We start from the raw sequence: 13,704 nt of genomic DNA, 5'->3' as shown, positions 1-13,704 counted from the left end.
CGTCAGGATGTTTATCAGTCAATCAGAACTTTCATTCCACCCTAATAAGTAGTTTTGACTATTTCTCCCGAACGAATATAGGTTTTAAAGAAGTTTTTAGGTACAGAGGCAATCTTAGGTGTAATGGATAAGCCATAGTTTGCGAAATCTAAAGCCAGTTTCTTAGAATCAATGGTATCATAATACTCAACATACAATCTGCATAAGTTCACTTTGGTGATAGAGAAATCTTTTAGCAACCCATCCTTCTCAAGATCCTTCTCGGGATTTATGCTCGAAAATACGGTAGGATACGATGAATACTGAGTAGTAAAATCGATAGCCTCTTGAACAGCCTTTTCCAATTCAGCTTGATCCATGCCATTTCTATTATCGATAGAACCTAATCGAGTCCTTAGAGCACAATCCACTTCTTCTAACTGTCCCGATTCCAGAAAGAGGGGATGAATGCCAATATTAACGAAATAGGCAGTCCCATTTGATTTTCGTTGAAAATAGATGACCGTGAAAAAATCATGATTGATTTTATAATAGTTATTGGTTCGCTTTAGTCGCGAAAAGCCATTTTTCACGAAGAGTTCTTTGGCCTCTTTCATTTTATTACCTCTATTTCTAACAGGATATGGGGAGTTCCTCAGTGCAATTTCCTAGGAATCTAAATGGATATAGGTTATCCCCACAACTTTACCATTCTCAATATTGTATTGTTTCACTGTATCTATGTAGCCAATCAATCCTTCATCACTAATCTCTTCTAGCCTTGCTGGTACTATGTTGTCTTTTAATTTAAAATCCCTAGCCTTCTCTATATCCCCTACATCATCAATGGAAGTCCAAAAGAGCATATATTCATCGCAATAAAAATAGATCTGATCATCACAAAACTCCGGTATTTTACAGAATTCAACTCCATCACTTTGCCTTTCTATCGCTCCACTATCTCGATAAACAAAGTAAGTCTTTTTCATCTTCATTCTCCTTTAATATGAACGAGAGGAGTATTCGCAATTCGTTAGACTTCTAATCTAACAAAATGCTCTCTCAGCATCGCCGTACTCAATGATGGTCATCTCTTCAAGTGAGATCTTCATTCCTCTTCCATGCTCTACTTCAGCGTCCACTCTATATAATAAGCCAAAAATAAAATCGGATGACGTCTGTTCGGAGAGCAGATAAATCGCCATTAACTGCCCCATCATGGATAGTTCCGAAAAGATTCGTTTTTCAGCTAACTCATACCAATAAGCAGATGACCCAAGCATATGAACGATTTTTTCTTTGTAGTCATTGGCCATTACTTCATCTGCTAAAGCTAGCTCATCCGATAGAACCAGGCGAATAGAATCTTCTTGCTCTGGTATAAAAACGCTCATTTCAAGATCATCATCAAATTTTATAGCTTCTAGATTCACGTGTTTCCCCCTCTTTGCAGTCTTTTCCCTACAACGACATTCGATTCTACGGGATATTGACATTTTCCATCTATTCTAATTCTACCCAACTATTCTAAAATTGTTCCTAGAATCATCTTGTTTTGCTCGGATATCTGAAAGTCATCCATGAAATAGGGTAAAAAGTCATCAAGCAAGGGATGGCTAATACCGTCGATTGAGAGCCCTCTTTTCTGACGTTCTTTTAATAAAACTATGATTTCAATTGGGGAATATTGCCATAGTAAGGTATTGAATTCAACTAAATGACTGTCTTTGGTGTTCGCTAAATGATAGTCACACATGGATAAAATTGTTTCTCTAAAAACATCCATATCCTCTGAAAAAATAGTTTCCATAACCTGTTTATAGGTATCATTCACATTATGATAAGGATTAGAGTCCAATGGTTTATATTTGGCATCACAAGCATTCTCCAGTAAGCTAGCAAGTCGATCACCCTCCCCATTTCCATAAAGAAAAACGACTAAAGGCAATAAACTACTGGATGAAAAGAAAATAGGTTGCTTCCCTTTTTCAACTTGAGCTTCTTTAAAATACACTAATTTATCAATTAAAAACTCTACATAAGTATCATCTAAATAGGCAAGGGCAAATAAGATATTCAAACAAATATCTGTATCAAAGTTTGAGCCACCTTTAGCTAAATATTTAGCAGAAGCCATATCAGCCATAACAGAACAAAAACAGCCGTTCAATAATAACTGGTAGTTTTCAGGTATTTTACTTTCTATAAAATTAGAGACTAGAGGATACGGACTTATAGAATCAATCATATCTACATGATCATACAGGTATGATCTTATCTCACCATTTTCTTCGTAGTTAACTTGAACGCTTTTCTTATCTGATTTTAGAGCTGTTAAAATGGCTTCAGTATTAGATAGGTTTTCTGCCTCTAAGTGAAAATCTCTCGCCTTTAGTACTTGATTTTTAATGGTTGTTAATTTTCTTTTTTGATTTGAAAGTGTTTTATTCATATTGACCTCTAAAATTTCATTTCTTACACTTAACTACCACTGTTTTTTGAAGTACATCTCTTCCTGCATTCCTATACTATCCAGTATTTCACAAGGAAGAGTTGATCCACTTCCCATCATCAAGCCATTCTTTCTTATCAATCCACCATTTCCCCGTTTGAAACACCATTTGAAAACGATAGAGAGTTTCTATACCAGAACGATTCTCCTTGATGTAGAAATAAGCTTGATTCCCGTCATGCTCTTCATCAACGATGGGATGTGTTTCTAATTTATAGTCGAACGGAAACCGGACGGATAAAGATACTTCCCTTGCTCTGAGTGTTTTTTTAGATCTACAAAACTGGTCAAAAATCGTAGCTAATTCATCCTTCAACATCTCTTTATCGGCTTGGTTTCTTAGGCTCCTAGTGGCCTTTTTCTCCCAAGAATACATAGCCTGCATAAACTGGAGTAAGGTTTCTTTTGCTAGATTCATATGGCTCATATTTCCTCCTACTTTTCCCATTCTTCGGTTTTTATCATCAGCCCAACATAAATGCTATAAAATCATTTCGATAGTCTTCAGGAAGTTGCTCCTCGATAATAGCATTGATTCCTGTTAAAAAACCTTCTTTATAGTCCGACAAGTCCTCATCAATGTAGATGCTATTCTCAAACTTGGTGATTTCTAGCTTTTTCATCTGACTATAGGTAAACAAGAAAGTAGATAAAGAGGGGCTTAAGCTATAGAGCTTGGAATTCCCAGGAATCTTGCCAAATACAGGACTAAGCTCGCTAGTTAGATCACAAAAGATTGGCTCATCGCCCATCATGTGGGCAAAAATCACATAACTCTCTTTCCAGCTAGGATCCTGCCATCCTTCTGATGCAGCTTCACATAGAGGGAGAGGAATTAGAGCAAGATCATAGGGAGCTCCTCTAAAATAAGCTTCTTCATCAAAGTCTAAATGCTGGTAAAAGTCTTTTAGTTGACCAGACAAATCTGGCTTTTCGACATGAAGACAGTCACTAGTAAATACAAGCTCTCCTAAGCCCTTGTTTCTATGATAGACTTCTACGAATTCCTTCAACAAATTGAGTATCATTATTGGATTCCTCTCACATTTTTTGGATTATATTTGGCTATTTTCAACTGACAATTACGCATCATTCTGACCGCTAGCGACAGTCTGAGCCCAAATTCGTTCAAATTCCTCTTGACTAATCTTGATGGAGTCTGATAAATCCAACTCATCTTTTCGACCATCATAGAGTAGAAACCCTACTTCTGGAACATAATCCTGTAGGCAAGAGGAAGCATAAGAGTGCCCATTCAAAACGTTAATTTGTCGACTTGCACGCTGACCAGTAAACTCTGTATAAATAACTCCTAGGCCTGTCATAAACTCACTATTGCCATAATAATAATATTCTTTTTCACACATTAGAACCACCTTTACCATTTGTCTCTCCAAGAATGGCATTCTTTCCTCTTTGCCTCTTTCATCGACTAATTCTATGTTCATTTTCAATTTATAGAATCTACCGGTTCTTAGCCTTATTCTCCAAGACTCTCACTTCTACTTTATCCTCCGCTAAATGGAGATCCAGTACTTTTTCCTGGTCTTGAAAGAAAAGTGTCAGGTCTCTGGTAGAAAATTCAGTAGAATAAGAGGGCAAAAAGTCATCCAAAGACTCCATTTGAAACAAGACGTAAACTGGTGAAAACTCCCAAAAAACTAGGATAAACCGACTGCTATTGCCAACTAGACTTTGAATTGACCTACTTAGATCTTTAGTAGTAAGGTCGGCAGGAAACTCATAAAGGCAAGGAATCGGAGAGTCTATAGGATTCAACTCCCCAGCATACCAATCAATTTCTTTAGTTTTATCGGTCAGAAAATGAACATCCTTTATTCCCTTCAAATTCTTGATTCGTCTTTCAACTTTTAATAAGGATAATTTCTTTTTTACGTCACTCATTGTTCTTGCTCCATCATTCTAAAACAGAAATTCTACTCACAACCTCATTCTGTTTATCCAACAGATAAAGGAAGTTCCCTTTCACTTCCAGTCTACCAAGCTTAGCCCCATAATCCATCTCGTGAGCAGGGTAGGTTTGAATCAACTGACGGATGCTCTTGTCCTTGTGCTCTATCTTCCAAAACAAATCCACCTTATCAAGCTGATGCTCCACTTGAATGGAAAAGATCGTGGATTGGATCTTCTTCCTTTTCCACTCCCAGCTATTTTCGTAATCGTTTTTCTCTATTTCATTGACTACATCCTCTATCAAGGAGCAAGGAATGGAGAGCTCCTGAAACACGCGCTTTACCCCTTTTACCAAGGCCTCTAAGAGCAGCTTTTTCTGTTCCAATGGACTCAAGGTTTTATAGCTAGAAAAATCAAATAAGACCTGAACAGTATAGACACCAAGTAGGTTCATGATAGATGGATTGCTAATCGTATCTACACATTCTACGATGATTTTCCAACAATCCGTATTCACAACTGGTTTGAAAAGCCTTTCTACCATAGAGGTCATACATTTGGATTCATATACGAACGCTCTTCGTAGGTCTTTCCAATTCTGTCGATAGTCCTTAATTCTAGCTTCCTCGTAAGTTAGCGTAGCTGAGTCCTTCAGCTCCTCAATCCTCTGTTGATTTTCCACATAGGGCTTATCTAATTCAAAATACTGTAACTTCATATTCGTGGTCTCGTAGTTTTTTTCTTGTAGAAAGGTTTAGCCTTAGGTCAAGGTCTGTTGTTTGTAGTTTTTTAAATATGTAATGATTCGGTTGTCTACCTGTTAGGCATTCCAACTCCTTTAGGATACATACTGTTTACTCTCCTCAAAAGAGATTTCCCTTTCTTGACCATTTTCCCATAGTCGTGGTGTCCCTCCTAGCAATGGAGGATTGTTTGATCATCCAGAATCTCCGCAAATAAGCTAGGAATACATCTTTAAGTATCAATCTTCACAGGACCAATCTCAGCAATTCTAATAAGGTCAGAAGATCCTGATAACATCACATCATTTTGGTTTATAAAATTGAATTCAACCTTCTTTTCTAAAAAGAGCAGTTTCAGTTGACCATTCACCTTATGAATCCCCTTAGAATAAAAATGGATTTCATCTAAATTAAAAAACTCTAAATTAATTTTTATAGCATTAAATGCACTTTTCTGCCACTTTTCAGGGAAATTCGTTGGCAAATCAAATAAATAAAGGACAAGATCTAATTTGTAATCGTAACATAATACAGTATCAAGAAATACATTCTTCAATTCCAAATCACCATCAAACAGATGAATAATCTTTTCCCTGCCCACTGCTTTTTCAAACCATTTCACAATATGAACTCCTTTTTTAAAAATGAATAAAAGTCTTGTTTTTAAGAGTTATTGTTTCGATCTTTAAGGAGATTTTAGAATAAACTGACCCTCCTGCCGTCCTTTCCTTTTGTAACGTCATTGATTATATCCTTAACGATAGATATATCGAACTGACGGGAAAAGTCTACAATTTTCTGGCGATTCTGTTCTGGATATAGATAAGATGCAGCTAAAATAAATAAAAATGGATTTGTGACTTGACCAATATGCTCAAGATATTTAGGCTGAGTTACATAAGACATAATTTTGTTAAAATCATCATCTTTAAGTGCTATCTTTTTCATATAAATAGCAGCACAAGCACCCGCAACTTGCGAGAAATTATTCGATTCCAAGGACTCATAAACGAAAGACAAGTTCTCTGTTTCTGAATTTTCTAGATAAGCAATCGCTACTGCTAGAGAGCGGTAGGTTACAGGGTTTGGAATATCTCTCAGCAGCAACGACTTGAGATAGGGAATTTCCTCTGTGCAATCCGTTGCGGCTATGGCGTAGAGCAAGTACATTTGTGATTCCCATGATTTAGGTTTTTCCATCTCGCCTTCCAAGGCTTGATGCAAAAATGGTCCATATCCTTTTAATTTACCCTTTAAAATTTTTTTCGCTGCTTTTTTTACCAAAGGCGTACGTCCTGAAATTAACTCATCTACATAGTCCATCTCAAACTCCTTTATTTCATTTGCTTGTCCAATTCTTCTTCCAATATTCTGTTATAAACTATACTTCCGACACAGGCTTCCCAGTCTAGGTCCTCAACTTCTTCCCTAGAAAAAATCTTAGGTTCTGTCCTACCATCTAGCCAGACCTTCCCAAATTGAGGACCATTTGGGTCTCCCCATTTAAAGGCTAAATCCTTAAAAGGGCTTGAATCAAAATCCACTTGGTGACCAATTATCTGCCAAGACCATACTGGACTTCGATCAAACAAGGTGTAGGAATCTATAATGATGGGCTTACCTATAAATTGAGCACGACTTAGCTCCTCAACTGTTATAGTAGGACTTGCTTGAAAGATATCGAAAAATTGGATGACATGACCAACATTCACTTTTCCAAGGATTTGACCAAATACAAACATTTCCTCCGAAAATTGATAGCAAAAAATATCACCAATTTTAATAAATCGAAGTTTTGTTCTTGGCTTTTCATTCCACTCACGAATCTTTATCTGGGGCAATTTTTTCTCCATAATTAATTTAATTCTATTCCTACTGTTCTTTATTTAAGATATGTAAGAGATCATCTCTTAGAACGATTCCATCGTCTTCTATCAAATAGGCCATGTGCTCCCAGAAGGGCAATTCTTGTTCAAGGGGAGCTTCTAAGGCAAGTACTTGATTCTTCAAGTTTGCTGCAATCTCTTCGACTTCATCTTGCTCAATCTCATAAAACTTTGCTTTCAAAAGAAAGATGCTTGATAGAAAGAGCGAATAAGAGGAAACAAAAGTATGTAAGGAAGAATTGACATAAACCCTCGATTCTTGAAAAACTTCCCTTCCTTCTTGATTGCAAAGTAAAAAGATTTGCTCCTCTTCTCCAATCACAAAAGCACCTAAAAAACACTGGCCAAAAAGCCTATAACTCTCTTGCTCTTTCCTTAGTTTTACTAGATCAGTAGCTACTTTGAAAAAAGAAAATCCCATTTTAGAATAATCCTCTAAATATGCCAAAAGGTTGAAACGGACATCATCCAGACTAAATGGTTTCTCCTCTGTATATACCAGACAAAAGCCTTGCTCCTTGACTAATTCATCAATAGTAACTGTCATTTTTCTATCCGATCTCCTAGATTCTTTTCACCCAATTTTTTTAACTTCCAAAGCTTGATAGCCGCATCTTTTCTGAGTCCCATAAAGAGGCTTGCTAAGGTTACTGCTTCCTCTTTTTTATAGACTTGAGAACTAATACTGGCCCATCCATCTTGCAGGCATTCAATTTTTAAATAGAAATCTCGCTCTTGTCCAAGTTTCCCTGTTACATCGTCTATCTCATAAGAAGCAGACAGCAAAGACACCGAGATAAAGTCCCCCGGTCTTCGATACATTCGCATGACGGATTCTTTCTGATTAACAGAGTGGATATCCTCTTTTGTTTCAGCTCTATCACGATCTGATAAAATCACCCACTCCCTATCATCCTCTGATGAATAAAAACGCCATTCTTTCTCAACCATATCCTGCTCCATCTTCTAGTGCTTCTCTTGTTATCGACTACAACTAGTAGTATGCTACTTCGCCTATACCATATTCTAAAATTTCAAAACTATCGAGGGAGAATTTAAGTCCTCTACCATGCTCCGAGTCCTCTCTCAGTCCAAATTCCAAGCCAAAAATTAGGTCTATATCCCTTTGTTCAGACAAGATAAAAATGGATAGGAGTCTGGCGTGCGCTAGTTCTGGAAATTCCTCCTGAATTTTTTCCAAAGCTTTTGGAAACCATACTGATGATTGATCCAGTAGATTATCGAGTTTTGCTTTATAAGACGGAGTTAACTCCTCATTGATAACCTTTAAAGAATCACTTAAAGCAAGGCAGACCTTTTCTCTTTCCTCTGGAATCGATACAAACATCTCGTTATGGACATCAAATTTATATTCTCTCATCATTTTCTCTCCTTATGCTATCAGTCATCAGATACCATTTCTCTAATCAACCTAGCTAATCATTAAAGGGCATAAAGTTATCGTGCTGATTATAATAATTCAAAGCATCAACCAAGTCTTGGAGACTTGCATCTGGCTTTTCCTCAAGTGCAACCGAAAGAACATCAATCAACTGCTCTCCATAGTAGACTAGCTGGAGATCTTGCTCCACTACATCAGCAGGGTAAATATCACGGTCTTCCACGACATCCGGATAATTTGATACCCAATAGGACCTAGCTAGTGCTAGTTCTCCATCCTCCTTGCCATAGAGGCAAAAATCATCTGATGATAACTTGTCCACACGCATCTGTTCGATGATCTGCTCCAGTGAAAATTCTTGGTGTTTCCGCATCTCGTCTCCTTTTTGAGTCTCTCTTTCCATAGTTTGACCTCCATATTACAGGTCCCTTTTAGGCTATCATACCATAAGATTCCCTTTCCATAAAGCTAAAATAGAAAATGAGCCCAGCGGTTTTACTAGACTCATTTTATCCTTATTATTTTACTTTATTATTTTACCTTTTCAACCAATACTGATCGCTCAATCAACCGTCTTAGACAGAAGTCTTGTCCTGGATCTGTGGGAAAGTCACACGAAAGAGACTTCCTCTCCCTTCTTCGGAAATGATCTTCACCTCTGCTCGATGATTGTCCAGCATCCGGGTATGCAAGACAGCATTCCCCTGAATCCAAAATGAATGAGTAAAGTTTTTAAAAAAAAGACTGAGTAAATCGACGAGCTCTTTTCAACTCGATTCCTCAGTCTCCTTCAACTCTACTTCAAACTCCAGCCACCATCAATGGTCAGAATTTGCCCCTGCATGGCAGAGGCCTTCCCACTGGCTAAAAAGAGACTGACTTCTGCCACTTCTTCTGGCTCTATCCAGCGTTTAATAGGGGTCTCACTAGCCACCCAGTCTGCTAGGCCTCCTGGTTCAAAGTCCGCTGCAGTCATGCCTGTTTTGACGGCTCCAGGAGCAATGCCAAAGACCTGAATCCCAGCTTCTGCATAATCCAAGGCCAGCTGTTTGGTAAAGCCTGCTAGAGCATGCTTGGAGGAAGTATAAGCGTGACCGCCACCTCCTGCTAGGCTAGAAGCAATGGAGCACATATTGATGATGATCCCTTGCTTCTTCTCCAACATTTGAGTCAGATAATACCGTGTCAACTCTACCGGAGTCACATAGTTGATCTCAAAGATCTCCTGAATTTCCTGAGCGCTTTGCTCAAGAAGTGGTTTGTAGTCATCCAATACTCCTGCCGTATTGCACAAGATGTCGACCCTAGGACACCAGTCAAAAATCGGCGTCAAATCCAAGGTCAAGTCCCGCTGCAAGAAGTGAAACTCACCTGGCAACTGGGGATCAGCACCCTGGTCTACCCCATAAACTTGGTAGCCCTTTTCTAAAAAGAGTCGAGCTTGAGCCAGACCAATCCCGGAGCTAACGCCTGTGATCAAGACCCCTTTAGTCATGAACTTCCACCCAGTCTGTCGCTAAGACATCACAAGGGGTTGGACTCCACATGGAAAAGCCTTCGCCTTCACCAGATACGTTAATGAGAAAATAAGGCGTCACTTCAAGGGCAACCCCATTTTGCTCGATGGTATCGAAAAGCTGGACATAGTTCTCAGCACCGCCCCAACCAGTTCGCACATATTTCTTTTTTGCCTTTAGTCCAGGCAAGATTTCTTCAAATGTCATCATCTTCTCCTTCGATTCATACTCCCTTTCATTATAACAAAAATCAAGCTTGCTCGTTGCTTTTCAACAGAAAAAGTGGAGTTTCTTCCCCCTTTTCACTCTATTCACCATTTTCTGTCTTGTTCTTTTTCAAGGCGCGAATCGTGAACCAATAGTAAATCATCAATCCTATAACAATGATTACCGTAGGTAGGATCATGGTCATGGTAGAATTCTGAATCCCTTGTGCCAAAGTCCAGCGATGCAAGAATCCCACTACTAAGAAGGACAGAATAGGAAAGATGAAGGCACGAGCAAACTCTTCTTTCCATTGCCACAGGATAAGACCTGCAGAAGCCCCTGTCATCAGGAAAGTATCCCACGGACTAGGTACTGTCAACCAGGCAAAAGCTGGCAAGAAACGGACCCCAACTATTTCACTGATAAAATAGATCCCCAGAACGAGAACGACTGCTACATAGATTGCTTTTTTTGACTTCTCTTCTGCAAAAATGAGGCGACGAAGGAGATAGAATAGTAACCCAACGGCTAAAATACCCAAAATACTATCCGTTAGATAGACAAGGGGCTTGAGAATCAGGACTGCTTGTGAAGCAAAATCACTTAAGAGGCGATAAAAAATGACAATTCCTGAGACGATTGCCCCATATTTTAGAACGGATCGCGTGGATTCTTTAGGCATGTTCTCGATGATTTGGTCTGCCATTCCCTTTGGATCCTGTCCAAAATAGTCCTTGGCTGTCCATCCATCTCCGCTTGCTTGCGAAAAATCTAGCGCTAGATTATAGACCTGCTCTTTTAAAGCCTTCTCCTCATATAAGAAACCGGCGAAATTAAAATAATCCCAGAGATCTTGGAAATAAGCTTGATCCTCTTGTCTAAAGGTTTGAACCAAAGCCTGCGTTTCTTCATAATAAATAGCTGACGTCATGGTGTTTCCCCTTCCTTTTTCACGCGTTCTACTTTAATAACCAGATCCTGCCACTGGTTCCAAAATTCCTCTAGGCGCTCTCTTCCTTCTTTGGTTAGAGAGAAATATTTGCGATCAGGTCCATCCGGAGAGGGCCTCATTTCTCCTACTATGACTCCCTGCTTCTCTAGCTTCTGAAGCAAGGGATAAACGGTCCCCGCAACAATCTTATCAAAGCCGGTTTCCTTAAGGCTTTGGATCAATTCATAGCCATAAATAGATTTCTTTGAAATAATTTCTAAAACACAACCTTCCAGGACACCCTTGAGCAATTGCGACTCTTTCATCCTTCTCCCCCTTTCTATACACCCTTCTTTTTAACTAGTTTGTTTTACATACTAGCCCTTTCATTATTAGTATACTCCTCCTTAGCTAGTTTGTAAAGCATAATAGTTAATAATATTGAATAAAACTCAAGGAATCCGAATATTATGACTAAATATACAATTATTTTCAAAAAACAATTGCTTTTTATAAAAAAAGGTGTATAATAATACAAAATCTTTATTAAAGGAGATAAGTGATGAAAAAATCTAAACTAGCTTTCCTAGCAGGTGTCACGGTTGCTTCAGCCCTGTTCCTTGCTTCATGTGGATCATCTTCAAAATCTTCTCAGACAAACACATACTCATACGTGTTTAGTACTGATCCAGATTCTTTGAACTACCTCCTTTCAAACCGTTCTACAACAAGTGACGTTACAACTAACTTGGTGGATGGATTGTTTGAAAATGACCAATATGGTAATCTCGTCCCTGCACTAGCGGAAAATTGGTCTGTTTCTAAAGACGGACTAACCTACACTTATAAACTCCGTAAAGATGCAAAATGGTATGACTCAGAAGGGAACGAATATGCGGATGTCACTGCACAGGACTTCGTCACTTCTCTGAAATATGTAGCAGACAACAAGTCAGATGCACTCTACTTGGTTCAAAACTCAGTAGCCGGCCTGGATGACTATGTCACTGGTAAAAACACGGACTTCTCTAAAGTTGGTGTCAAAGCCGTTGATGACCATACACTCCAATACACTTTGGCTCAACCTGAATCCTTCTGGAATTCTAAATTGACGACTTCGACCATGATGCCAGTCAATGAAAAATTTCTTGAGTCTGCAGGAAAAGACTTCGGTAGCGTCAAACCTTCTGGAATCCTTTACAACGGTCCTTACTACTTGAAATCCTTCACTTCAAAATCTTTGATGGAGTTTACTAAAAATGAGAACTACTATGATAAAGACAATGTGAAGATTGAAAATATCAAATTGACCTACTTCGATGGTTCTGACCAAGACTACCTAGCTCGTAACTTCTCTGATGGCAACTTGACCACAGCGCGTCTCTTCCCAACGAGCTCAACCTATAGCACCATTGAGAAAAAATTCAAGGACAATATCGTCTATTCACCGCAAGATGCGACTGTCTACTATGTCTACTTCAACGTAAACCGTCAAAACTACGGTCATACCGAGAAGACAACAGACGACCAGAAGAACCAAACAAAAACAGCTCTTCAAAACAAAAACTTCCGTCAAGCCATCAACTTTGCCCTTGATCGTACTTCACTAAGTGCCCAATCAAACGGGAAAGATGGCGCTAGCAAAACCCTTCGTACGCTTCTTGTACCTCCAACATTTGTGCAAGTAGACAACAAAGACTTCGGTAGCGTTGTCGAAGAAAAACTTGCCGCAACAGGAGATGATTGGAAGGATGTCAGCCTAGCTGATGCGCAAGATAGCATGTTCAATGCGGACAAGGCCAAAGCGCAATTTGCCAAAGCCAAAGAAGAGCTCCAAGCGCAAGGTGTTCAATTCCCAATCCACATCGACTATGTGGTTGACCAATCTGCTGCTAGCCTTGTACAGTAGGCAGACTCAATGAAAGACTCCATCGAAAAAACATTAGGAAAAGAAAATGTTGTCGTGGATGTTCAGAAATTGTCTACGGAAGATGCAGACAACGCAACCTACTTCGCCCAAACACCAGATCAAAAAGACTTTGATATGGATATCGGTGGTTGGGGACCTGACTTCCAAGATCCATCCACTTACTTGGATATCTTCAATCCAGTAGATGGTTCAGCCTTAGCAGGTATGGGGATCAATCCTGCAACTGACCAAGCCCTTATCGAACAACTTGGTTTGAACGAGTATAAACAACTATTGGATGATGCCAATGCGGAACAATTGGATACCAATACTCGTTACGAAAAATATGCTGTTGCCCAAGCTTGGTTGACAGACAATGCCTTTGCACTTCCTGTCTACTCTAAGGGTGCTGTTCCTTCGATCACGAAGATCAAACCATTTACAAAAGCCTTCTCCTTGATCGGTATCAAAGATGGTTCTAGCTACTACAAGTACATGGAATTACAAAGTGATGTTGTCACAACTGCTGACTACGAAAAAGCGTATAAGAATTGGTTGAAAGAAAAAGAAAAATCCAATAAAAAAGCGCAAGACGAACTTGAAAAACACGTCAAATAATGGTTGACGTCAAAACACCGAGGATCAAATCCTCGGTGTTTTTGATTAAGGAAAAACCTATCCTTGAAACTTTCTGCAACACTTAG

General features: G+C 39.0%; 20 protein-coding genes and 1 pseudogene. 1 reads left to right on the top strand and 20 read right to left on the bottom strand.

What is annotated here, in order from left to right; translation table 11 throughout:
* Positions 1 to 41 precede the first annotated feature (41 nt).
* From EL081_RS03250 to EL081_RS03155, 20 genes are all read right to left on the bottom strand, one after another.
* Entirely contained in the window at positions 42 to 596 is a 555-nt protein-coding gene (locus EL081_RS03250; protein WP_126403951.1) for a DUF4304 domain-containing protein, read from the bottom strand.
* A 51-nt stretch (positions 597 to 647) separates the two neighbouring features.
* Positions 648 to 968, bottom strand: coding sequence for a hypothetical protein (locus EL081_RS03245; RefSeq protein WP_185946463.1), 321 nt, complete (start codon positions 966 to 968; stop codon positions 648 to 650).
* Between the two features lie 57 nt (positions 969 to 1,025).
* Positions 1,026 to 1,412 (bottom strand): hypothetical protein, encoded by a 387-nt coding sequence (locus EL081_RS03240; protein WP_126403949.1) that lies wholly within the window; start codon positions 1,410 to 1,412, stop codon positions 1,026 to 1,028.
* An 89-nt stretch (positions 1,413 to 1,501) separates the two neighbouring features.
* On the bottom strand, positions 1,502 to 2,431 hold the full coding sequence (locus tag EL081_RS03235; protein ID WP_126403948.1) for a hypothetical protein: 930 nt from the start codon (positions 2,429 to 2,431) through the stop codon (positions 1,502 to 1,504).
* 88 nt (positions 2,432 to 2,519) lie between these two features.
* Positions 2,520 to 2,918, bottom strand: coding sequence for an NTF2 fold immunity protein (locus tag EL081_RS03230; RefSeq protein ID WP_126403947.1), 399 nt, complete (start codon positions 2,916 to 2,918; stop codon positions 2,520 to 2,522).
* A 37-nt stretch (positions 2,919 to 2,955) separates the two neighbouring features.
* Entirely contained in the window at positions 2,956 to 3,519 is a 564-nt protein-coding gene (locus EL081_RS03225) for a hypothetical protein (RefSeq protein WP_126403946.1), read from the bottom strand.
* 54 nt (positions 3,520 to 3,573) lie between these two features.
* Complete coding sequence (locus tag EL081_RS03220) at positions 3,574 to 3,858, bottom strand: hypothetical protein (RefSeq protein WP_126403945.1); 285 nt, start codon at positions 3,856 to 3,858, stop codon at positions 3,574 to 3,576.
* Between the two features lie 97 nt (positions 3,859 to 3,955).
* Positions 3,956 to 4,396 carry a hypothetical protein gene (locus EL081_RS03215; protein WP_126403944.1) on the bottom strand — a complete coding sequence of 147 codons (441 nt, stop codon included), beginning with the start codon at positions 4,394 to 4,396 and terminating at the stop codon, positions 3,956 to 3,958.
* Between the two features lie 13 nt (positions 4,397 to 4,409).
* Positions 4,410 to 4,958 carry a hypothetical protein gene (locus EL081_RS03210; RefSeq protein WP_241968905.1) on the bottom strand — a complete coding sequence of 183 codons (549 nt, stop codon included), beginning with the start codon at positions 4,956 to 4,958 and terminating at the stop codon, positions 4,410 to 4,412.
* Between the two features lie 422 nt (positions 4,959 to 5,380).
* Positions 5,381 to 5,770 carry an Imm50 family immunity protein gene (locus EL081_RS03205; protein WP_126403942.1) on the bottom strand — a complete coding sequence of 130 codons (390 nt, stop codon included), beginning with the start codon at positions 5,768 to 5,770 and terminating at the stop codon, positions 5,381 to 5,383.
* A gap of 74 nt (positions 5,771 to 5,844) precedes the next feature.
* Complete coding sequence (locus EL081_RS03200; RefSeq protein ID WP_126403941.1) at positions 5,845 to 6,471, bottom strand: hypothetical protein; 627 nt, start codon at positions 6,469 to 6,471, stop codon at positions 5,845 to 5,847.
* Positions 6,472 to 6,482: 11 nt separating this feature from the next.
* Positions 6,483 to 7,001 carry an Imm26 family immunity protein gene (locus tag EL081_RS03195; RefSeq protein WP_431355025.1) on the bottom strand — a complete coding sequence of 173 codons (519 nt, stop codon included), beginning with the start codon at positions 6,999 to 7,001 and terminating at the stop codon, positions 6,483 to 6,485.
* 19 nt (positions 7,002 to 7,020) lie between these two features.
* Positions 7,021 to 7,581, bottom strand: a complete 561-nt coding sequence (locus EL081_RS03190; protein WP_126403939.1) for an immunity protein — start codon at positions 7,579 to 7,581, stop codon at positions 7,021 to 7,023.
* Positions 7,578 to 7,985: a hypothetical protein gene (locus EL081_RS03185; RefSeq protein ID WP_126403938.1), complete on the bottom strand. Its 408-nt coding sequence runs from the start codon at positions 7,983 to 7,985 to the stop codon at positions 7,578 to 7,580. Before EL081_RS03185 ends, EL081_RS03190 begins: the two co-directional genes overlap by 4 nt.
* Before the next feature lie 43 nt (positions 7,986 to 8,028).
* The gene (locus EL081_RS03180) at positions 8,029 to 8,418 is read right to left on the bottom strand and encodes a hypothetical protein (RefSeq protein ID WP_232011413.1); all 390 of its coding nucleotides are present in this window, start codon (positions 8,416 to 8,418) and stop codon (positions 8,029 to 8,031) included.
* 52 nt (positions 8,419 to 8,470) lie between these two features.
* The gene (locus EL081_RS03175; protein ID WP_126405030.1) at positions 8,471 to 8,809 is read right to left on the bottom strand and encodes a DUF7716 domain-containing protein; all 339 of its coding nucleotides are present in this window, start codon (positions 8,807 to 8,809) and stop codon (positions 8,471 to 8,473) included.
* A 423-nt stretch (positions 8,810 to 9,232) separates the two neighbouring features.
* Positions 9,233 to 9,931, bottom strand: a complete 699-nt coding sequence (locus EL081_RS03170; protein ID WP_126403937.1) for a 3-oxoacyl-ACP reductase — start codon at positions 9,929 to 9,931, stop codon at positions 9,233 to 9,235.
* Entirely contained in the window at positions 9,924 to 10,160 is a 237-nt protein-coding gene (locus tag EL081_RS03165; protein WP_000141913.1) for a DUF2829 domain-containing protein, read from the bottom strand. The genes EL081_RS03170 and EL081_RS03165 overlap by 8 nt, the downstream gene beginning before the upstream one ends.
* 100 nt (positions 10,161 to 10,260) lie before the next feature.
* The gene (locus tag EL081_RS03160; protein ID WP_126403936.1) at positions 10,261 to 11,091 is read right to left on the bottom strand and encodes a hypothetical protein; all 831 of its coding nucleotides are present in this window, start codon (positions 11,089 to 11,091) and stop codon (positions 10,261 to 10,263) included.
* A complete protein-coding gene (locus EL081_RS03155) occupies positions 11,088 to 11,417 on the bottom strand; it encodes a PadR family transcriptional regulator (protein ID WP_126403935.1) in 330 nt (109 codons plus the stop codon). Before EL081_RS03155 ends, EL081_RS03160 begins: the two co-directional genes overlap by 4 nt.
* A 236-nt stretch (positions 11,418 to 11,653) precedes the next feature.
* Between EL081_RS03155 and EL081_RS03150 the strand changes: the two are divergent.
* Positions 11,654 to 13,618 (top strand): annotated as a pseudogene (locus EL081_RS03150) (peptide ABC transporter substrate-binding protein).
* The last annotated feature ends 86 nt before the right edge of the window (positions 13,619 to 13,704 follow it).

Source organism: Streptococcus viridans (assembly GCF_900636365.1).
Classification (GTDB): domain Bacteria; phylum Bacillota; class Bacilli; order Lactobacillales; family Streptococcaceae; genus Streptococcus; species Streptococcus viridans_A.
The sequence above is the reverse complement of the archived record's forward strand: the minus strand, read 5'-3'. Positions and strand labels throughout refer to the sequence as shown.